Raw genomic sequence first — 20,864 nt, 5'->3', positions numbered from 1 at the left:
CGCAGCGTCGACACCGCCAAAAAGCGTCTCGTCATTGTGATTGCCTATTCGTAGCAAGGATCCATGGCAAGGATCCGGCTTAAGTTGTATCTGTGATGAATTATTGCATTACGACATATCTCTGCACAGGGAAAATTCTTGTGCATGTTGCAACCGAGTCGCACAAATCAGCCCGAAAACCCGGTATGGCGGCCTTGTGTTCCGTTTCGGCCCTGCCAAACTGAGAACTCGCCAACTGTCGGGAGCAACACAGCATGCGTTACGAACTTTATTACTGGCCGGGCATCCCCGGGCGCGGCGAATTCGTACGGCTGGCGCTGGAAGAGGCGGGCGTCGATTATGTCGATGTCGCGCACCATTCGGGCCACGGCATGGGCATGCCGGCGCTGATGGCCATGCTGGAAAACGCCGACCTTGCCTGCCCGCCTTTTGCACCGCCCTTCCTGAAAGCTGGGGAACAGGTGATCGGCCAGACCGCCAACATCCTGCTGTTTCTCGGGCTTAGGCACGGGCTGGCGCCGCAGGAGGAAGCGGCCCGCCTGTGGGTGCACCAGTTGCAGCTAACCATAGCCGATCTGGTCGCCGAGGTGCATGACTCGCATCATCCGATCGCCGCCGGCCTGTATTACGACGAACAGAAAGCCGAAGCGCTGCGGCGCGCCACCGATTTCACCGGGATGCGCTTGCCTCGCTTCCTGGGATATTTCGAAGCCGTGCTCGAACGTAATCCGCACGGCGACAGCTGGCTGGCGGGAGATGCGCTGACCTATGCGGACTTGTCGATGTTCCAAGTGATGGCTGGCTTGCGCTATGCGTTTCCGCGCACCATGAAACGGCTCGAACCGGACTATCCGCGCCTTGCGGCCCTGCATGACCGGGTGGCGGCGCGCACGCGGGTCAAGGCTTACCTGGCATCGGAGCGGCGCCAGCCGTTCAACAACGAGGGCATTTTCCGGCACTACAAGGAGCTCGATGCGGGGTAAGCGGCTTTACGGCTATGTGTTGCATCGGAATTGATGAATAATTGCCGCATGGAAATATTTGGGGGTACAATCGGTTTAGCTTTTAAGTGGTGCCCCCAATGCAAGTTAGGCAAGCATGTCACCCTCGCGAGCACATGCGTCCCAATCCCGGCCTCTCTCCATACCTGGCGCATCCAGGCTGTCGCCTTGCATCTGTTCAACCTGACCGGGAGCCTTGTTCCCGACTTACGTATTACGGAAAAAAATGATGAAAGGCTTGTCAATCAAGGCCCGCCTTGTCGGCACCATGATGCTGATGGGAATCCTGCTGTTTATCGGCGGCGTCATGGGCATCGTCGGTTTGCAGCAAACTAATTCGGTGCTGAAAGAAGTTTATTCCAACCAGATGGCGGCGGCCATGGCGATCGGCAACGTGCAGAATCGCATGCTGCAGGCCCGGACCACGCTCGACCAGGCAGTCATGGGCATGGATACGGATGACGTGAAAAGTATGGTCAAGCGCGCCGAGGATTTCCACGCGCAAGCGGAACAGGAATGGCAACGGTATGTCGCGCTGCCCGCCGACAGTGAAGAAAAAAAGCTGTCCGATGACGTGTCCGCCAGGCGCACGCAGTATCTGCGCGAAGGCGCGCAGGCGCTGATCGCAGCCATCGGTGCTGGCCAGCGTATCGATGCGGAGCGCGTGATGGGCGAGAAGGCGCAGCCGCTGTTTGCCGCGTTTGGCAGCCGCGCCGACGAACTGGCGGCGCTGCAGATGAAGGTGGCCGCGCAAAGCTACCGCGACAGCCAGTCGATGTTCAGCGTGATCCGCGCCACGGCGATTGCCGGACTGGCGCTGGGCTTGCTGATCGTGGCGGTGTCCGCCGTGATGCTGGTGCGCGCCATCACCGGCCCGCTGCGCGTCATGCTCGGCCATTTCGAGGCGATTGCCGCCGGCGACCTGACCAGGCCGGTCGAGGCGGCGTCGAAGGACGAGATGGGGCAGCTGATGCTGGGGCTGGGCAGGATGCAGAAGAGCCTGGCCGAGACGGTGCTGCATGTGCGCGAGGGCAGTGTCGCCATCGGGCTGGCCACCGACCAGATCGCCGAGGGCAACCTGGACCTGTCCTCCCGCACCGAACAGCAGGCGTCGAACCTGGAAGAAACGGCAAGCTCGATGGAAGAGCTCACCGCGACGGTCAGGCAGAACGCCGACAATGCGCAGCAAGCCAACAGCCTGGTGCAATCCGCGGCCGACATCGCGGTCAAGGGCGGCAACGTGGTGGCCCAGGTGGTCGACACCATGGGCGCGATCGATGCCTCGTCGAAGAAGATCGTCGACATCATCGGTGTGATCGATGGCATTGCCTTCCAGACCAACATCCTGGCGTTGAACGCCGCGGTGGAAGCGGCACGCGCCGGCGAACAGGGGCGCGGCTTTGCGGTCGTGGCGACCGAGGTGCGCACGCTGGCGCAACGCTCGGCGGCCGCCGCCAAGGAAATCAAGGCGCTGATCGGCGACTCGGTGGAGAAGGTCGACGCCGGCAGCAGGCTGGTCGACCAGGCCGGCGCCACGATGCAGCAAGTCGTCACCGGCGTGCAGCGGGTCGCCGATATCATGAGCGAGATTTCGGCGGCCAGCCACGAGCAGACGTCCGGCATCGAACAGATCAACCAGGCGATCGGGCAAATGGACCAGGTCACGCAGCAGAATGCGGCGCTGGTGGAAGAAGCCGCGGCGACCGCGGAATCGCTGCGTGAACAGTCCGGCAGGCTGGCGCAGGCCGTCAGCGTGTTCAAGGTCGAAGGCGCGCCGGCGCTTGCGGTAACGGCGCCCCGCAGCGGGGTAAAGTCGCTCGCGCCCGCCCCGGCGCCGGTGAAAGCGCTACCCAAGCCCAGGCCAGCCGCCAAGGTGCTGGCAACGGCCGGGGACGAATGGGAGCAATTCTAGGGCCCAGGGTGCCAAACACCCGGAGCGGCCGCAGGCAGACTCAGGCGACCGCCACCACCTCCGCGTTGCCATCCTTGCGCAGCACGTTGACGCCGACGTTGTTCGGATAGCGCTCCAGCAGCAGGTCGACGGTGGCGCCGTTGATCTGCAGGTTGCGGATTTCCACCGATTCCAGGAACGGGGGCAGCTGCGGATGGCGGAAGCGGATTTCCGATTGCCTTGGGTTGAAGCTCAGCCCGAGGCAAGCCTGCAGCAGCGAAAACACGCAAGCCGCGGCCCATGCCTGCGGCGAGCACGCAACCGGATACAGCGTCGGCCCTTCGTCGGGGCGTTTCTCGAAGCCGCAGAACAGTTCCGGCATGCGCGTCTGGTCCATGTACAGGCTTGCTTCGCGCAGCGCCGAAAACACTTTCATCGCCTTGTCGGTAAAGCCGTAGCGCGCCATGCCCTCGGCAATGATCGCGTTGTCGTGCGGCCAGACCGAGCCGTTGTGGTACGCCATCGGGTTGTAGCGCGCTGCGTTGATCGGGATGGTGCGAATGCCCCAGCCGCAGAAGAAATCGTCGCTCAGCAACTGATCCGCCACGCGCAAGGCATAGTCGGGCGTGGCGATGCCGGTCCACAGCGCGTGGCCGGCGTTGGAGGAGGCGACCTTGCACTGCTGCTTGGCGCCGTCCAGCGCCAGCGCATAGGTGCCGATCTCCTCGCACCAGAAGACCTGGTTGAAGCGCTCCTTCAGTTGCCGCGCGCTTTCTTCCAGCTCCAGCGCCAGTCCGCCTTCGCCCAGCAGGTGCGCCAGTTCGGATGCGCGCAACTTGGCTTCGTACACGTAGGCCTGCACCTCGACCAAGGCGATGGGCGCGTCGGCCAGCCGGCCGTCGCGATGGAACACCGAGTCGTAGGAATCCTTCCAGCCCTGCTGCGCCAGGCCCTGCTCGGTGTAGCGCGCGTATTCGACGAAGCCGTCGCCGTCGCGGTCGCCGTACTTGTCGATCCAGTGCAGTGCGTTGCGGATGTTGGGCCAGATGGTGCGGATGAAGGCGAGGTCGCCAGTGCGCTCGTAATAGGCGCCGGCCAGTCCGACGAACAGCGGCGTGGCGTCGACCGTGCCGTAGTAGCGCCCGAACGGGATTTCCTTCAGGTTGGCCAGCTCGCCCTGGCGCGCCTCGTGCAGGATCTTGCCCGGTTCGGCGTCGCGCTCGGGGTCGAATTCGGTGGCCTGGGTGGCGGCCAGAAACGACAGCACGCCGCGCGCCATGCCGGGATCGACCCATAGGTATTCGCGCGCGGTCAGGATGCCGTCGCGCCCGAAGGTGGTGGAATACCACGGCAGGCCGGCATACGGATAGCCGCCCTCCCTGTTCGACGTGGTCAGCATCAGCAGGTCGGCGGTGGAACGGTCGAGCCAGCGGTTGAACAACGGGTCGGTGCTCACCACGGTACAGGATTTCTGCACGCGCTCGCTGGTTTCCTGGGTGAAGTTATTGAACGCCGTAAAGTAATCCGTCACCCGCACCGCCGGCTCTTCGTCGCGCTCGCAGGCAATCGTGGCATAGAAGTGGGTTTCGCCCTTGGGCGGCAGCAGCACGTTGAAATCGGCGCGGCGGTCGTTGAGCTTGACCGGGGGCGGATCGAAGGTGATGCGGGTCTTGCGGATCAGGTCGTCCAGGCCCTTGTAGCCGAGCACCAGTTCGCGCTCGGACACGCGCGGCTGCATGTATTCGCCGCGGTCGGTGCGGTCGAAGCCGCGCACCTCGAAGATATCCTTGTAGTCGGCGCCGAACTCCAGCGACAGCGTCGCCTCCACCGGGTCCAGGCCGAAGTTCACCACGCGCACGTGTTCGTAGCAGGCGTTATTCCACAGCAGCTTGGCGCGGAAGATGTGCAGCACGCCCTTCGGGATATGTTTCTTGCCTTCCGGGTAGAGGTCGGGGTTCATCAGCTCGATGATGAACAGCCCGTTGTCGTCCTTGACGGTCGAATTGAGATACATCGGCCGAAAGCCCTCGACCAGCAGCTCCAGGTGCGACAGAAAGCAGGTGTCGCCGTGATAAATGCCTTCTTCGCCCATGCCGATCGATTGGATGTCGCCGAAGCGGTCAAACAGGGCGAAGATGTCGTTATGCTTGAGCACGCGCCGGCGTTCGTCGGCGGGGGAGGAGGTGGCGAGGATGTACCATTGCTCGCCGAATTGGATCTTTTTTTCAACCATGGCTTTCTCCGTCTTAATGTCCGGCAAGGAAAGGGGACATCCCGCTCATCCGGACAGCAGTTGCTGGTAGACGCGTAGATAGTTTTCCGCCATATGGGTTGCGGTAAAGCGGCGTTCGAATGCCTCGCGGCAGCCCTTCCTGTCGATCAAATGGATATTCCGGGCCGCTCGCACGGCTTCCTCCTGGCTGGTGACGGTATAGCCGGTGACGCCGTCTTCCATAATCTCGGGAACGGAGCCATGCGGGTACGCGATCACCGGCGTTCCGCATGAAAAGGCTTCGATCATGACCAGCCCGAATGGTTCGGGCCAGTCGATCGGGAACAGCAGCGCGCTGGCATGGCCGAGCAGTTCGCGCTTTTCGCGCTGTCCGATTTCACCGAGGAATTGCACCTTGGGATGACGCAGCAGCGGCTTGATCTGGTCTTCGAAATACGCCTCGTCGGCCTTATCGATTTTGGCGCCGATATACAGCGGCACGTCGCATTGCAGGGCAATATCGATGGCGCGATCGAGCCGCTTTTCCGGCGAAATGCGACCGATGAAAACAAAATAGTTGCCAGCGTCCGGTTCGAACGCATACAAGTCGTCGGGCAAGCCGTGATACACCGTCGCATGCCAGTCGCCCCAAGGCAGCGGGGTGCGCTGGCTATTGGAAATGGATACCAGCGGCATATGCGGAAAGCGCTTGTACAGCGGTTCCAATTCCGGCAAATCGAGGCGTCCGTGCAAGGTCGTGACATGCGCTGTCGACAGTCTATTAGCTACCGGAAAGTGCAGGTAGTCGGTATGAAAATGAATGACATCGAATTCCGTCGCCAGTTCGGCCACCATGTCCATCTGGATCGTGTGATACGCCAGCCAAGGGTAGCGCAGCATCTCGGGGCGCAGGCTTTGCGGGCAGGGCGCGATCAGGCGCGCCTTGGTGGTCGAGTCGCCGGCGGCGAACAGCGTGACCTCGTGTCCTTGGCGGACCAGCTCTTCAGTAAGGTAGGAAATGACGCGTTCGGTGCCTCCATAATGTTTCGGCGGCACGCTTTCGAATAGTGGGGAGACTTGAGCAATCTTCATGCAGTGTGCGAGCCCCCATGAGGAACCCGTTATCAAGTGTGGCGTTTATGAAACGCAGGCGGGACTACTTGAATGAGACACATCATTTCCGGTTTTGTGCCCTGCACGAATGGAATGCAATGGAGAAGTTGTTGTGCGGCGCAGCATTGGGGCGGCGGCGCGGGAGGAAGGAAAAGCAAAAAAGCCCGCCAACCTTGCGGCTGCGGGCCAAATCCAACTCTCGGAGGGAGTGGAGGAGATGCTGTAAAAAGGGCGCCGGCCTGGCGGCCGCCGCCTGAAAACTATTGCGCAGAAGGGGTATCAGCTACCGGAACCGACGTTCTTGGCCTTGGCGGCTTGGATCGCTTCCTTGCGCACTTCTTCGCGGGTCCTGGTCGAAGCCACATGGCTGAACTCGACGAATTCGGTATTGCGAATCGCAGCCAGTTCACCGCTGGCATACGCTTGCTGCAATTCGGCGCGCACTTCGGCGCGGGTCTTGCCACGCGGTACCTTGTTGAATTCGACGTACTCGCTCTGCGCCACAGCCGGCGTGCGCACTTCAGCGGCGACTTCTGCACGCGTCTTGGTCGAGGGAGCGTTGCTGAATTCGACATACGGGAAAGTCTGGTCGGCCATGGCGGAACCGGCAGCGGCAAAGACGGCGGCAGCAATAATCAGTTGTTTCGCATTCATTTTCATTCTCCACTATTCAGGTTGGTGACTCCGGGCTCGGCGGTCCAGGCAAACTGCCCGTCGGGTCCTGCCGTCGTGAGTCGCACTGCTTGTGTGCTCATCGATGAAGCACAGTCTACCGATCGCGCGCGTCAGGAAAAACAGCAAAAGTTGCAATACATTATTTCTGTTTTGAGAATAATCGCGCTCGTAATCTTGACGAATGGACAATAATTGGGGAGTGAAATCGTCGAAGGCGAGGGTGTCGACGCCCGTGCTCAATCTCGACCGGGAGGGCGGTGCGGCGGCGGGCTGACCGATTCGTGCCGATGGCGCGCCATCGGCACGGTCTTTCGCCGTGCCCGACGGCGAGCGATGATGCCGGACTTGCTATGACAGGCGCGGCAAGGCAGGGCGAATGTTCACCAGGTAGGCGCCAGGCTTCTTGCTGATCCAGCCGCCCAGCCGGGCGGAGAGCGTCGCGAATACCGTCCTGTCGCGGCTGACGGCATGTCGCGTGCGCTGGTCGTTCAGGTCCCACGCTTTGCCGAACGCTGTTTCAATGCCGACCTGCCGCTCGTTATTGGTCAGCACGCTGAGCTTGTTGAGAATCTCGGGTACCACCGGCTGCGGCTGGCGCGCGCCCCAATCGATGTCGCAGCCATGCGGTCCCTTGGTGCGAATGGCGCCGAGCAAGTCGCGCGCGGTGGTAAAGCAACTCTTTTGCCCGTCAAAGAAACCGAAGCGCTGCCCCGCCTCTTCCTCGCTCAGGGCGCGCAGCGCGGCCTCGAAATTCTGCGAGGCGGATGACGGAAACAGGTTGATGAACAGCCCGTGGTGCGCCACCGACAGGCCGACCGGCGTTTTCAAAAAGCTGTCGACCGGCGTGCCGGGCGCATTGCTGTTTTTGGCGCCGGAAGGATCATGTTGTTGCCAAAGCGCTACAGTGTTGATGTGGCCAGTCGGATAGTGCCTGCCGCCAATGTTTTCCTGATTTCCAATTTGCAACTCGGGCGCACCACCGACTACCGAGATGTTCCAGATCATCAAATGATCCATATGGCCTTGCTGGTAGGCTCCGGCACACGCAATGACCAGGGTCAGCCCATTCTCGTCGTCCTTGAGCGCGTTCAAGCCATGCATGACATGCCGTGCCAGCTGTTCGCCATCCTGGCTCCAGCTGGAAGAGAGCGGAAACTCGTCGCCAAACGGCGAGCTGCCGTTCATCAGGGGCGCGAAAATGACCGGTTCCTGACGCAGGACCGCCTTGACCTCATCCAGCGTCAGTTTTTTGCGCTTGCCGTATCCCCGCTGTGCCAGCCACCGGCTCTCGCGCCCGCTAGAACTGAAACCCGCACCCAAGTCGTGAACGGCTTGGTCCGGTGCTTCGAAGTGGAGTGTTGTTGTCTCATCCATCAGTTGTTTTCTCGTTTTGAAATTATTTTATTAGCAATAATGATGACGGGCAAAATCCTAAAAGTGTTGCGAATTTGTAAATTGAATAAATGGCAAGATGTGAATTTAAAGGAAATTTGTTAAAAGTCAAACAATAAATGCTGTCTTGCACAAATTGAGGACGAATTGCGGATCTGCAGGGTCATGCAAAATCCCGCGATTTAGTTGCTTGGCTTCAACTAGGCCGCTACTATGGAGAATATCCACCGGGACGAGGAGACGTTCCGGCAATGCAGTCCGGACGCAAAATTAAAACATCATGAACTGGTTGTTCCGACTTCTGCCTCAGGCCAAGCTGCCACGTCACTGGTCCAGCCCGGCGCTCGGCTTTGCCGTGGCCGTCGCCATTGTGGCGGCAGTCGCCCTGCCGCACTGGATGGTGCTGCTGCTAGCCCTGGGGCTCGGCTGCCTGGTCTGGCTGGCGGCGGCCACGCCGCTGATCCAGGCCGATCATGCATTGCGCGAATCCGAACATAAATTCCGTACGTTCGTCGAACAGTCGCTGGTTGGCCTGTATGTGGTTCAGGACGGGAAGATCGCCTATGCCAACGCCAAGTCCGCCGAGTTGCTCGCCTATGACACGCCGGAACAGCTGATCGGCGTGCCGGTCGCCAACCTGACCCATCCGGACGACATTGCACGGCTGCAGGAAAACCATCGGCGCCGCCTGTCGGGCGAAATCAGCAGCATTCGCTATACCTACCGCGCGATCCGGCGCGATGGCCAGATCGTGTGGGCCGATGTGCACGGCAGCCTGTGCGAATACGAAGGCCGTCCTGCAATCATGGGCGTGGCGCTCGATGTCAGCCAGCAAGTCGAATTCGAACATCAGTCGCGCCTGGCCAACCGGGTCTTCGATTCAGCCAGCGAAGGCATCGTAATGACCGACGCCGAGTGCCGTATCGAGGCGGTCAACCCGGCCTTCACCCGCATCACCGGTTATACCGCCGAGGAAGCCCGGGGCAAGCTGTCGCGCATGATGACCGGCGAGGGCGCCAAGTCCAAGGTCAACCGCGACATGCTGTCGCACCTGGCGCGCGACGGCCACTGGCAGGGCGAGATGCGCGACCGCCGCAAGAGCGGCGAATGGTATCCGGCCTGGCTGTCGATTTCGACCGTGCGCGATGCCGACCGCAACATCACCAATTACGTCGGCGTCTTCACCGACAATACCGCGCGCAAGGAAGCCGAGAGCCGCCTGCAGTACCTGGCCAGCCACGACAGCCTGACCGGCATGTTGAACCGCAGCGGCCTGATGGTGCGCTTTGCCGCCGAGATCGAGCGCGCCGCCGTCGCCAGCCGCCAGCTGGCGCTCTTGTTCATCGACCTGGACCGCTTCAAGACCGTCAACGACACGCTCGGCCACGTGGCCGGCGACCAGTTGCTGGTGGCGGCGTCCGAGCGCATGCGCCAGCAGCTCAAGCACAGCAATATCGCCGCGCGCCTGGGCGGCGACGAATTCACCGTGCTGCTGGACGACCCGCCCTCGTCCGGCACTGCCGCGCGCCTGGCGGAGCGCCTGATCGCCAGCATGTCGCAGCCGTTCGTGATCGAAGGTCAGGAAATGTTCGTCACGGCCAGCATCGGCATCGCCTGCTACCCGGCCGACGGCACCGATGCCAACACGCTGCTGAAGAATGCGGATGTGGCGATGTACCGCGCCAAGGAACGCGGCAAGAACAACTTCCAGTTCTTCACCAGCGACATGAATGCCGAAACCTTCGAGCAGATGCTGCTGGAAAACAGCCTGCGCCGCGCGCTCGAGCGCGGCGAGTTCGAGCTGTACTACCAGCCGCAGATGGCGACCGCCACCGGCCGGCTGGCCGGCGTGGAGGCGCTGATTCGCTGGCGCCATCCGGAACTGGGCCTGGTGCTGCCGACCACCTTCATCACGCTGGCCGAGCAGAATGGCCTGATCGTGCCGATCGGCGCCTGGGTCATGCGCGAAGCCTGCCGCCAGGGCCGCGCCTGGCTCGACGCCGGCTGGGACTTCGGCCATATCGCGGTCAACCTGTCGGCACGCCAGTTTTCGTCCGGCGACCTGCTCGACACCATCCGCGGCGCGCTCGAGCGCAGTGGATTGCCGCCGCGCATGCTGGAGTTCGAGATCACCGAAAGCACCATCATGCACAACCCGCAGGAAGCCATCACGCTGCTGGGCCGCATCCGCGACATGGGCGTGGCGCTGTCGATCGACGACTTTGGCACCGGCTATTCATCGCTGGCCAGCCTGAAGCAGTATCCGCTCGACAGCTTGAAGATCGACCGCAGCTTCGTCACTGGCATTCCGCACGACGCCGACGACGTCGCCATCACCGAGGCGATCATCGCGATTGCGCACAAGATGGGGCTGCAGGTGGTGGCCGAAGGCGTGGAGAACAGCGAGCAGGCGGAATTTTTGCGCCGCGCCGGATGCGACATCGCGCAGGGCTTCCTGCTGGGGCGTCCGATGCCGGCCTCGGAAATCGCGCGCCAGTATATCGAGATGCCAGCGCGTAAGGCGCTGGCGCACTGAAGTCAGGATTCGTCCACGGGCGCCGCATCATCCTGCGCCGCGCCGTCCTGGCCGGCGGCGGCCTGCCGGTGCTGACGGGCGAGCTTGATGACGGCGTTGCGGATGGTCTTGAGCACCGTCTCGGCCTTGAACGGCTTGACGATGAAGCCGTGTACGCCGCGCCCGACCGCCGTCTGCACGGTGAGTGGATCGAACTGGCCGGAGGCCAGGAACAGCAATGTTTTCGGCAGCGCGCCGCGCAAGATATCGATGCGTGCCAGGCATTCGTCGTCGGCCCCGCCGATATCGATGCACACTATCTGCGGCTTGAGCTTGATCATGCCGGCGATGCCGGCCGGCGAGGTATTGGCGTCGCCGACCACGTCAAAGCCGCCGTTCAGCAGCACCGAAGTCAGCAGATTGCGCGAGATCGCGTTGCCATCGATGACGACCACTTTCAACATGAACGAAAACCCTATTCGGAAGCCGGCATATGCAAGCCGGGGAAACATGCCCATTATGCGTAAGTAACGGCGGGCAGGCTACCGGCGTATCGCCGGGATCGCCGCAAGTTACTTTTTTGGCGACATCTTATCAAACTGCAAGAGCGGGAAGCGTCATGCCCGCTGCTTTGCCGGACGATTTCATGCGGTTGGGGGGAGGACGGATTCGGCCGCGGGTGGCGCGCACTCTTTGGCTTGCTCAAGCGCACATCTGATCTACAATGAAACAGACGCGCGGCGCATTGAGGAAAACGAATTGGCGCGGATGAGCGCGCTGTATGATGGGAGGACGGATGGCGGCGCCGCTGCCGCTCCGTTTTGATCAAGGAGGGACGCATGTACCGCAAAATCCTTGTCGCCTACAATGGCACGCCGGAGAGCCGCGGCGCGTTGCAGGAATGCATACGCCTGGAACCGGGCGGCGCGACCGAGATTCACCTGCTGGCGGTGGTCACGCCGATGCCGATCGTGATCGCGGCGGAGTTCGCCGCCGCCGTCCCCACCATTGAAGAAGAAGAGGCCGAGCAGCGCGCCATGAAGCAGGTGCTCGAATCGGGCCGCCTGATGCTGGCCGAAGCCGGAATGACGGTGATTTCCCACCTGGAGGTCGGCGAGCCAGCCGATATCATCGCCCGCATGGTTGAAACCCTCGGCATCGAGCTGGTGATCGTCGGCCACTCCCGCCACAAGAGCTTTGCGATGCGCTGGTGGCGCGGCGCGATGGATGCCGTGCTGGTGGAAAAGGTGCGCTGCGCGGTGATGGTGGCGGCGTAGCGGTCCTCCCGCGCGCATGCGCAATGCAAGCCGCCGCGCGGCGTGCCGGCTTTTATTCATGCCGTATCGAGGGTGCTGGATGGAACATGGCCAGCGTTCTTGTCGTGCAGCCATGCCCGTCAAGCGCATCGTCCGCCGCGAAATTTGTTCGAGCACAAATAAACCCGTCTTCGCATCACTTCCCATCCAAGCACTGGGTACCATATTGGCGCGGCCAGAACGGCCGTGGAGGCGCACGCTTCATTTTTCCGACGCCATATTTCTTTCGCGAGGAAACAATGAAAATTCATCAGCACCTGTACATCGGCGGGCGATGGATCAAGCCGCATGGCAAGATGAGCGCCGACGTCACCAACAGCGCCACCGAGCAGGTGATCGGCCGCATCTGCCTCGGTAATGAACAGGATGCCGGCGACGCCGTCTATGCCGCGCGCGACGCGTTCGACGGCTGGTCGGCGACTTCCCCGGCCGAACGGGCCGGCTGGCTGCGGAAAATCCAGGATGCACTGCACGCTCGCAGCGAACAGATCGCGCAGCTGATTTCGCAGGAGGTCGGTTCGCCGCTGCGCTTCTCGCGCCAGGTACAGGCCGCCTTGCCGGTGGCGACCTTCGGCATCAATGCCGAACTGTTGAGCGACTTCCGCTTCGCCGAGCAGGTGGGCAACTCCGAGGTGCTGCGCGAGCCGGCCGGCGTGGTTGCCTGCATCACGCCGTGGAATTATCCGCTGCACCAGATCGCCGCCAAGCTCGCTCCCGCACTCGCCGCCGGCTGCACCGTGGTCCTGAAGCCTTCCGAGGTGGCGCCGCTGAATGCCTTCCTGCTGGCCGAAATCATCGACGAGATCGGTTTGCCGGCCGGCGTGTTCAACCTGGTCAGCGGCACCGGCGAAACGGTGGGCGAGGCGCTGGCCTGCCACCCGCAGGTCGACATGCTGTCGTTTACCGGGTCGACCCGTGCCGGAAAGCGCGTGGCGGCGTTGGCGGCCCAGACCTTCAAGCGTGCCACGCTCGAACTGGGCGGTAAATCGGCTGCGATCCTGCTCGATGACGCCGATTACGTGCAGGCCGTGCCGGGCGCGATGCGCGCCTGCTTCCTCAATGCCGGCCAGACCTGCTCGGCGCATACCCGCATGCTGGTGCCGGAAACGCGCTACGAGCAGGTGGCGGCAATGGCCGCGCACATCGCCAACGAAATGCGGGTGGGTGACCCGTTCGACGAGCACACCGAGCTCGGGCCGCTGGTGTCGGAGCGCCAGCGCGAACGCGTGCGGCATTTCATCCGCGCCGGCATCGAGGAAGGCGCCGAGCTGCTGGCCGGCGGCCCACATCCGCCGCCCGGGCTGGAGCAGGGCTACTACGTGCAGCCGACCGTGTTCGGCGGCGTGCAGCAGGGCATGCTGATCGAGCAGGAAGAAGTGTTCGGCCCGGTGCTGTCGATCATTTCCTACCGCGACGAGCAGGATGCCATTCGCATTGCCAACGAATCGGCCTACGAGTTGTCCGGCGGCGTCTGGTCGCGCGACCAGGCGCACGCGAAGCGGGTTGCGCTGCGCATGCGCACCGGGCAGGTCGACGTCAACGGCGGGCGCTTCAACATCATGGCGCCGTTCGGCGGCTGCAAGCAATCCGGGCACGGGCGCGAGCTGGGCCGCTACGGCATCGAGGAATTCTTGCAGTACAAATCGCTGCAGTATCCGCTGCCGGCCTCGGCGTGAGGCCGGCATCAGTCGGCGCAGGGCGGCGCGCCGGCCCTGCCATGCGCCGGCGAATCGCCTTGGTTAAAACCTGAATTGCCATGCCCGCACGTAGTTGATCTCGAACGCGTTGGTGCTGCCGGTCGGCGTGGTGCTATCGGGCGTGCCGCTGGCGCTGCCGAACCACAGGCTGAGCAGGAGGTACATCGGGTCGCGCATGCGCACGTTGAGCGTGTAGGTGGCCCGGCCGTCGAAATAGAAGGTCATCCTGCTGCTTTCCCATTTCAGGCCGTATTTATGGAAGCCGGCGGACAGGTCGGTGGTCTGGATCATCTTGGAGCCGGCCAGCGCGGTGGCGTCCTTCCATACCGTCACGCCGTAGGCGGTCGGGTGCAGATTGGCGTCCGACCAGCCACTGGCGGGGCCGCCGCCGGGATAGGCTTCCATGATGTCGATTTCCGGCCGGCGCGTGCCGATATGGTTGAAGATCCAGAATGCCGGCCAGACGCCTTTGCCGACCGGTAGCTTGGCCTCGATCTCGAAGAAACCGTAGGTCTGGGAAAAGTGGCCGTCGGTATCGATCGTGCGATTGAAGAAATTGCCGCTGGCGTCGCGCTGCGGCCAGATTTTCAGCACACCGTTTTGCACCGCATAGTTGATGGTCGGATTGGAACTCTCATACCAGATATGGTCGTTCCAGATGGCCGGATTGAGACCGTTGCCGAACTCTTCGGCAAACGTCAGCCGGTACAGGAAGGCGGACTGGCCATACGGGGAAACCGTCTGCGCCAGCAGCGGGGCGTGCCAGGCCAGCAGGCCCAGTACGGCGGCGAGGAGCGCGAGGAAGCGTTTCATGTGCCCTCCTTAGCGCGCCGGCGCGAACGGGTTGGACAGCACGCGGTTCTGCTGCAGCTTGTCCTCGTTGATCGTGACGAGGTCGTGCAGATAGAGCCGGCAAGCCTGCGGCGTGCGCATGCGCAGACAGGCATCCTGGGCGCCGGCAAAGCCGTGCGACAGGGGGAAGATCGTCAACTCGGCCGGAAACAGGCGGTCGACGAGCCGGCTTCCTTGCCTCGCATCGAACAGGCGGCGCAGGAATTCGCCGTCGTCAAGCGCGATCAGTTCCTGCAGCGGCTGCGGTTCGAGGAAGGGGACGGCGGCAAACGGGCTTTGCTCTTGCGCGCTGTCCTGGGCCGGTGCGGCCATGGCCAGCCCTGAGAAGAGGGCGGCTACAACGATGGAAAAAAGCTGCTGGGTTTTCAATGTCGTATTCCTCCATCAATGGCGGAGGCGACAGCCAGCGTCACCGCACCGGTACGACACCATCATCCGGGTTGGGGACAACGTGATATCGCCTATGCCGAAAGTTTGTGGAAAAAGCTGGGGTGGTGTTCGCGGTGACATGCCGGCCCTGCTGCTTCCTGCCGCGCCAGGGACGGCAGCCAGCATCGTAAGTGCAAATGCATGGCGCGGCCTGCGCCCGCGCGCGCTATATCCTCTGCGATTGATCTGCATATAGCGCCGCAATTTTTTTCTTGTGCAAGCTCAAACCGCCTGGTTATCGACGGAAAGGGATCGGCCGCCCGTATGCACGGCGCCATCGGCATGGCCGGATTAGATCGAAATCAATGGCAGGCGATGTTATGCTTCATTAACAAGTCAATCGCTTGCTTTAATTTGTGTGCGGGGTAGGATGTCACCAAAAAACATCGAGGACAGAGATGGAGACATGTAAACCGTGGTTGAGCGACTATCCGCCGGGCGTTCCGGCCGCCGTGGATCTGGCAGGCTACCGCTCCGTCAACCAGATGTTCGAGGCGGCATGCCGCAGCTACGCGGGCTTGCCGGCATTTACCAACATGGGGCGCACCCTCGCCTATGACGAGCTGGAGCGCCTGTCGCGCGCCTTTGCCGCCTTCCTGCAGTCCCTGCCGGGCATCGAGAAGGGGGCGCGCATCGCGTTGATGATGCCGAACCTGCTGCAGTATCCGGTCGCCATTTTCGGTGCGCTGCGCGCCGGGCTGATCGTGGTCAACGTCAATCCGCTCTATACCGAACGCGAACTGGAACACCAGCTGAATGATTCGGGTGCCTGCGCCATCGTCGTGCTGGAAAACTTCGCGGGCAAGGTGCAGAAGGTGCTGCCGGCCACCGCGCTGCGCCATGTGATCGTCACCGGTGCCGGTGACCTGCTCGGCCTGCCGCGCGGGCCGCTGGTCAATTTCGCCGTACGCCATGTCAAAAAGATGGTGCCGCGCTGGACAATACCCGGCGCGCTCACCTTGCGCCATGCGCTGCGCGCCGGTGCGGCCATGACGCCGCGCGCAGCGCCGGTGGACAGGGACGACATCGCCTTCCTGCAATACACGGGCGGCACCACCGGCGTGTCCAAGGGAGTAATGCTGAGCCACGCCAACGTCGTCGCGAACGTGCTGCAGTGCCGTGCCTGGATCGGCGGCACCTTGCGCGAGCGGGAAGAAATCGTGCTCACGCCGCTGCCGCTGTACCACGTGTTTTCGCTGGTGGCGAATTGCCTCACCTTCATGACCATCGGCGGCCTTAACGTGCTGATCACCAATCCCAAGGACTTGCCGGCCTTCGTCAAGACGATGCGGGAGTATCCGTGGACCGTCATGACGGGCGTGAACACGCTCTACAACGCGCTGGCCAACACGCCCGGCTTCGGGCCCGACTGCGCGCGCGCCGCCAAGCTGTCGATCGGCGCAGGCGCGGCCATGCTGCGTCCGGTGATGGAGCGCTGGACTACGCTGGCCAAGGGAACCATGATCGAAGGCTACGGGCTGAGCGAGGCGACCGCCGGCGTATGCATCAATCCGCCGCACCGGCCGCGCCTGGGTGCGGTCGGCCTGCCGATCCCGTCGACCGAGGTGCGCATCCGGCGCGACGACGGCGGCCTGTGCGTGCCGGGAGAGCCGGGCGAAATCGAGGTGCGCGGGCCGCAGGTGATGCGCGGCTACTGGAACCGGCCGGCCGAAACGGCCGAGGCGCTGTCGCCAGACGGCTGGTTACGCACCGGCGACATCGGCGCCATGGACGCTGACGGCTGGGTCAGCATCACCGACCGCAAGAAGGACATGATCATCGTCTCCGGCTTCAACGTCTATCCCGCCGAGATCGAGGCGGTGGTGGCGGCCCACCCCGGCGTGCTGGAAGCGGCCGCCGTCGGCATCGCCGACGCCCACTCCGGCGAAGCGGTCAAGCTGTTCGTGGTGAGGAAAGACCCGCAGCTGAGCGAGACCGACCTGCTCGCGCACTGCCGCGCCAATCTGACCGGCTACAAGATTCCACGTCAGATCGAATTCCGCACCGAGCTGCCCAAGACGCCGATCGGCAAGATACTGCGGCGCGAGCTGCGCAGCCGGTGATTGACGATTTTCCTGCCTTTGCGTGAGCGGCCTTGCACGCATGCGAATGGCATTTCGACAAGGCCGACAACCTCGACAACGGAGACACCATGACAGTCAATGACTTGATCAAGAAGATGCCGCAGGCGCTCAACCCGAGCGCCGCGGCCGGCATGCAAACCACCATCCAGTACAAGATCTCGAACCCGATGTATCTGGTCATCGAGGACGGCAAGTGCAGCGCGCACGAAGGCGAGGCGCCGTCACCCGACCTGGCGCTGACGATGACCGACGACAACCTGATGGCCATGCTCAAGGGAGAACTCAACGGCATTTCCGCATTCATGAGCGGCAAGCTGAAGGTGGAAGGCGACATGATGCTGGCGCAACGCATGCAGGGGATGTTCGACACCAGCAAGCTGGCATAGGGCCGGTTCCGTTCGCCGCCGTCCCCTTGGCGGCGCGGGCATGGCTGGCTTGCCCGCTCACCCGCCCGGCAGGTTTTCACCCTCGCGCATTCGCCGCGAGCTCAACCAGAACCCGGCCCGGCGCAACCTGGTCGCCGACCTTCACATAGACCCCCGCCAGCTTGCCGGCGAGCGGCGCTACAACGCTGTGTTCCATTTTCATCGCCTCGATCACGAGCAGCGTCTGGCCGGCTTGCACCTCTTCGCCATCCTGCACCTGCACCGACACTACCTGCCCGTTCATCGGAGCACCGATGCGGCCGCTGGCGGTGCCGTTCGCCTCGCGCTGAGCGGGCGCATAGGTGATGTCGGTGACACGATGCTCCACGCCGTCGAGCTCGAAAAACAGGTCTGCTCCCGAGCTCGCGTGGCATATGCGACAGGCTCGGCCGTCCAGGTGAAACGTCGCTTCGTTGCTGGTTGCCTCGGATGCGGCGACCTCGCTGTCATGATCGCCCTGGGCGATTAGCCAGCGCTGTTTTTCCAGCGTCGTTACATGCAGTTCCAGCGCTTCGCCGTCGAGCAGCAGGCGGCATGGCTGCGGATAACGGCAGCTGCTCGACCAGCCGTGCAGCTCGGCCGGATAGCGCACCGTTCCGGTTTTGGCACGGTGCAGCGCCAGCAGCGCCGCTGCAATGCGTCTTGCCGCCGCATCCGCCGGCGCTGGAGCGCGCTGCTGCGCCGGAAAATGCAACTCGATGAAGGCGGTGGTGGCGCGCCCGGCGGCAAATTCCGGATGCGAGATGCAGCGCGCCAGGAAATGCCGGTTGCTCTTCACGCCGAGCAGCGCGCATTCGTCCAGCCCGTGCGCCAGCCGGCGCAGCGCCTCGTCGCGATCACGCCCGTGCGCGACCAGCTTAGCTACCATCGAATCGTAATACGGCGATATCGCCAGGCCGCTTTCCAGCGCATGGTCGCAGCGCAGCGTCGAGGGCGCGCGCCAGCAGGCGACGGTACCGCTTTGCGGCAGAAAATTGTCGCCGGGGTCTTCCGCGCACAGCCGCACCTCGATGGCATGGCCACCCGCCGCCAGCCGCGCGTCGATGTCTTCCTGCGCCAGCGGCAGCGCCTTTCCCTGCGCGACCAGCAGCTGCCACTCGACCAGGTCGACGCCGGCGACAGCTTCCGTCACCGCATGCTCGACCTGCAGCCGCGTATTCATTTCCATGAAATAGAAATTGCTTGCGCGGTCGAGCAGGAATTCCAGCGTGCCTGCGCCGACGTAGCCGATGGCTCTGGCTGCCGCCACGGCGACCCCGCCCATGCGCGCGCGCAGCTGAGCGTCCACGGCGGGCGAAGGCGACTCCTCGATCACCTTCTGGTGGCGGCGCTGCACCGAGCAGTCGCGCTCGCCCAGATGGACCACGTTGCTGTGCATATCGGCGAACACCTGGATTTCGATGTGGCGAGGCTCGACGATCGCCTTTTCCAGGATCAGTTCGTCGCTGCCGAAGGCATTGGCGGCTTCCGAGCGGGCCGAGCGCAGCGCGGCGAGGAACTCGCCGGCATGGCCGACGCGCCGCATGCCGCGGCCGCCGCCGCCGGCGGCCGCCTTGATCATGACCGGATAGCCGATGAGCGCCGCTTCTTCCTGCATGCGCGCCTCCGACTGGTCCGCACCCTGATAGCCCGGCACGCAAGGCACGCCGGCATCCATCATCAGGCGCTTGGCCCCGGCCTTGTTGCCCATCGCGTCGATGGCGTCGGCCGAAGGACCGATGAAGACCAGGCCTGCATCTGAACAGGCGCGCGCGAAGGCCGCGTTCTCGGCCAGGAAGCCGTAGCCGGGATGAATCGCATCGGCGCCCGCGCGCCTGGCCGCCTCGACCAGCGCATCGATGTTCAGGTAGGACGCCGCCGGCTGCGCCGCGCCGATAGGCAGCGCGAGGTCGGCCGCGCGCGCGTGCGGCGCACCCCGGTCAGCCTCGGAATACACGGCAATCGTGCGAAAACCGAGGCGGCGCGCGGTGCGCATGATGCGCAGCGCGATTTCGCCGCGGTTGGCGATCAGGATCGAGTGGATGCGGGTGTCGGTCATATCAGGTGCGCGGTTGGTTGCGGCGTACGGCAAGGGGAACGGCGCTTACTGCGCCGTCTTCTTCTTGCCCGGCAAGATGCCCATGTATTTGGAGATAATGCCGAGCATGATTTCGTCCGCGCCGCCGCCGATCGAGGTCAGGCGTCCGTCGCGGTAAAAGCGCGAGACCGGGTTTTCCCAGGTATAGCCCATGCCGCCCCAGAACTGCAGGCAGGTATCGGGCACGGTGCGCGCCAGGCGCCCTGCCTTCAGCTTCGCCATCGATGCCAGCTCGGTCACATCCTGCCCGCCGATGTACAGCTCGCAGGCGCGGTGCACCAGCGCACGCAAGGATTCGACCTCGGTCTTCAGTTCGGCCAGCTTGAAATGCACCCACTGGTTGTCGATCAGCGCCATGTCGAACACCTTGCGCTCGCGCGCATACTCGATCGTCATGTCGATGCAGTTGAACATTGCCTGCGTCGCGTTGGCCGCGCCCCACATGCGCTCTTCCTGGAACTGCAGCATCTGGTAGATGAAGCCCTGCCCCTCCTCGCCGATGCGATAGCGCTGCGGCACGCGCACCTCGTCGAAATACAGGAGGCCGGTGTCGGACGAATTCATGCCGATCTTCTTGATCTTCTTTGCCACCGAAATCCCGCGCGTCTTGAGCGGCACGACGATGAGCGACTTGTTGGAATAGCGTCCGCCCTCGGAGGTATTGGCCAGCAGGCAGATCCAGTCGGCCTGCAGGCTGTTGGTGATCCACATCTTGCTGCCGTTGATGACGTAGTCGTCGCCATCCTTGCGCGCGGTGGTGCGGATTGAGGCCACGTCCGAGCCGGCGCCCGGCTCGGACACGCCGACGCAGGCCACCATCTCGCCGGCGATGGCCGGCGCCAGGAATTCCGCCCGCAAAGCGTCCGAGCCGAAGCGCGCCAGCGCCGGCGTGGCCATGTCGGTCTGCACGCCGATGGCCATCGGCACGCCGCCGCACTTGATGTGGCCGAGCGTTTCGGCCATGGCGACGGAATATGAGTAATCGAGCCCGAGGCCGCCGAATTCGACCGGTTTCGATACGCCGAGGAAGCCCTGTTGACCCATCTTCCGGAACAGCTCCTTGGCAGGGAAGATTTCGGCTTCTTCCCACTCATCGACGAACGGGTTGATTTCGTTGTCGATGAAGCGTTTCAGGTTGCGCTTCAGTTCATTGTGTTCGTGGGTGAATTGCATGATTGTCTCCTG

16 protein-coding genes are annotated in these 20,864 nt (G+C 63.2%); 7 read left to right on the top strand and 9 right to left on the bottom strand.

The window, feature by feature from the left end:
* The first annotated feature begins 254 nt into the window (after window positions 1-254).
* Both FAY22_RS17230 and FAY22_RS22610 read left to right on the top strand, forming a co-directional pair.
* Window positions 255-983 carry a glutathione S-transferase gene (locus FAY22_RS17230; protein WP_146331452.1) on the top strand — a complete coding sequence of 243 codons (729 nt, stop codon included), beginning with the start codon at window positions 255-257 and terminating at the stop codon, window positions 981-983.
* Window positions 984-1,230: 247 nt separating this feature from the next.
* Entirely contained in the window at window positions 1,231-2,913 is a 1,683-nt protein-coding gene (locus FAY22_RS22610; RefSeq protein ID WP_305778374.1) for a methyl-accepting chemotaxis protein, read from the top strand.
* A gap of 40 nt (window positions 2,914-2,953) precedes the next feature.
* Here FAY22_RS22610 and FAY22_RS17220 read toward each other — a convergent pair whose 3' ends face one another.
* The 4 genes from FAY22_RS17220 to FAY22_RS17205 all read right to left on the bottom strand — a co-directional run bounded on the left by FAY22_RS17220 (window position 2,954) and on the right by FAY22_RS17205 (window position 8,266).
* Entirely contained in the window at window positions 2,954-5,125 is a 2,172-nt protein-coding gene (locus FAY22_RS17220) for an amylo-alpha-1,6-glucosidase (protein ID WP_146331445.1), read from the bottom strand.
* Window positions 5,126-5,170: 45 nt separating this feature from the next.
* Window positions 5,171-6,196, bottom strand: a complete 1,026-nt coding sequence (locus tag FAY22_RS17215) for a glycosyltransferase family 4 protein (RefSeq protein WP_146331442.1) — start codon at window positions 6,194-6,196, stop codon at window positions 5,171-5,173.
* Between the two features lie 300 nt (window positions 6,197-6,496).
* The gene (locus FAY22_RS17210; RefSeq protein ID WP_246860545.1) at window positions 6,497-6,871 is read right to left on the bottom strand and encodes a DUF4148 domain-containing protein; all 375 of its coding nucleotides are present in this window, start codon (window positions 6,869-6,871) and stop codon (window positions 6,497-6,499) included.
* A 369-nt stretch (window positions 6,872-7,240) separates the two neighbouring features.
* Window positions 7,241-8,266 carry a hypothetical protein gene (locus FAY22_RS17205; protein WP_146331436.1) on the bottom strand — a complete coding sequence of 342 codons (1,026 nt, stop codon included), beginning with the start codon at window positions 8,264-8,266 and terminating at the stop codon, window positions 7,241-7,243.
* 298 nt (window positions 8,267-8,564) lie between these two features.
* Between FAY22_RS17205 and FAY22_RS17200 the strand changes: the two genes are divergently transcribed.
* Entirely contained in the window at window positions 8,565-10,820 is a 2,256-nt protein-coding gene (locus tag FAY22_RS17200) for a bifunctional diguanylate cyclase/phosphodiesterase (protein ID WP_146331433.1), read from the top strand.
* A 2-nt stretch (window positions 10,821-10,822) separates the two neighbouring features.
* On the opposite strand, the gene FAY22_RS17195 is transcribed toward FAY22_RS17200, so the two are convergent.
* Window positions 10,823-11,263 carry an ANTAR domain-containing response regulator gene (locus FAY22_RS17195; RefSeq protein WP_146331430.1) on the bottom strand — a complete coding sequence of 147 codons (441 nt, stop codon included), beginning with the start codon at window positions 11,261-11,263 and terminating at the stop codon, window positions 10,823-10,825.
* 375 nt (window positions 11,264-11,638) lie between these two features.
* On the opposite strand from FAY22_RS17195, the gene FAY22_RS17190 reads away from it, so the two are divergent.
* Both FAY22_RS17190 and FAY22_RS17185 read left to right on the top strand, forming a co-directional pair.
* A complete protein-coding gene (locus tag FAY22_RS17190) occupies window positions 11,639-12,076 on the top strand; it encodes a universal stress protein (RefSeq protein WP_146331428.1) in 438 nt (145 codons plus the stop codon).
* Window positions 12,077-12,354: 278 nt separating this feature from the next.
* On the top strand, window positions 12,355-13,791 hold the full coding sequence (locus tag FAY22_RS17185) for an aldehyde dehydrogenase family protein (RefSeq protein WP_146331425.1): 1,437 nt from the start codon (window positions 12,355-12,357) through the stop codon (window positions 13,789-13,791).
* Between the two features lie 63 nt (window positions 13,792-13,854).
* Here the strand turns inward: FAY22_RS17185 and FAY22_RS17180 are convergent, their stop codons facing one another.
* Entirely contained in the window at window positions 13,855-14,625 is a 771-nt protein-coding gene (locus FAY22_RS17180) for a family 16 glycosylhydrolase (RefSeq protein ID WP_146331423.1), read from the bottom strand.
* A gap of 9 nt (window positions 14,626-14,634) precedes the next feature.
* Complete coding sequence (locus FAY22_RS17175) at window positions 14,635-15,033, bottom strand: hypothetical protein (protein ID WP_146331421.1); 399 nt, start codon at window positions 15,031-15,033, stop codon at window positions 14,635-14,637.
* 458 nt (window positions 15,034-15,491) lie between these two features.
* Between FAY22_RS17175 and FAY22_RS17170 the strand changes: the two genes are divergently transcribed.
* The gene (locus FAY22_RS17170) at window positions 15,492-17,156 is read left to right on the top strand and encodes an AMP-binding protein (RefSeq protein ID WP_146331419.1); all 1,665 of its coding nucleotides are present in this window, start codon (window positions 15,492-15,494) and stop codon (window positions 17,154-17,156) included.
* 32 nt (window positions 17,157-17,188) lie between these two features.
* On the top strand, window positions 17,189-17,563 hold the full coding sequence (locus FAY22_RS17165; protein ID WP_371417304.1) for an SCP2 sterol-binding domain-containing protein: 375 nt from the start codon (window positions 17,189-17,191) through the stop codon (window positions 17,561-17,563).
* Between the two features lie 76 nt (window positions 17,564-17,639).
* Here FAY22_RS17165 and FAY22_RS17160 read toward each other — a convergent pair whose 3' ends face one another.
* Together FAY22_RS17160 and FAY22_RS17155 are read right to left on the bottom strand one after the other, a co-directional pair.
* Window positions 17,640-19,640: a biotin carboxylase N-terminal domain-containing protein gene (locus FAY22_RS17160; RefSeq protein ID WP_146331415.1), complete on the bottom strand. Its 2,001-nt coding sequence runs from the start codon at window positions 19,638-19,640 to the stop codon at window positions 17,640-17,642.
* Window positions 19,641-19,685: 45 nt separating this feature from the next.
* Window positions 19,686-20,852 (bottom strand): acyl-CoA dehydrogenase family protein, encoded by a 1,167-nt coding sequence (locus tag FAY22_RS17155; RefSeq protein ID WP_146331413.1) that lies wholly within the window; start codon window positions 20,850-20,852, stop codon window positions 19,686-19,688.
* Window positions 20,853-20,864 lie beyond the last annotated feature (12 nt).

It is taken from the genome of Noviherbaspirillum sp. UKPF54 (assembly GCF_007874125.1).
Classification (GTDB): Bacteria; Pseudomonadota; Gammaproteobacteria; order Burkholderiales; family Burkholderiaceae_D; genus Noviherbaspirillum.
Note: the sequence above shows the minus strand (reverse complement) of the source record. Positions and strands in the feature narration are given on the sequence as shown.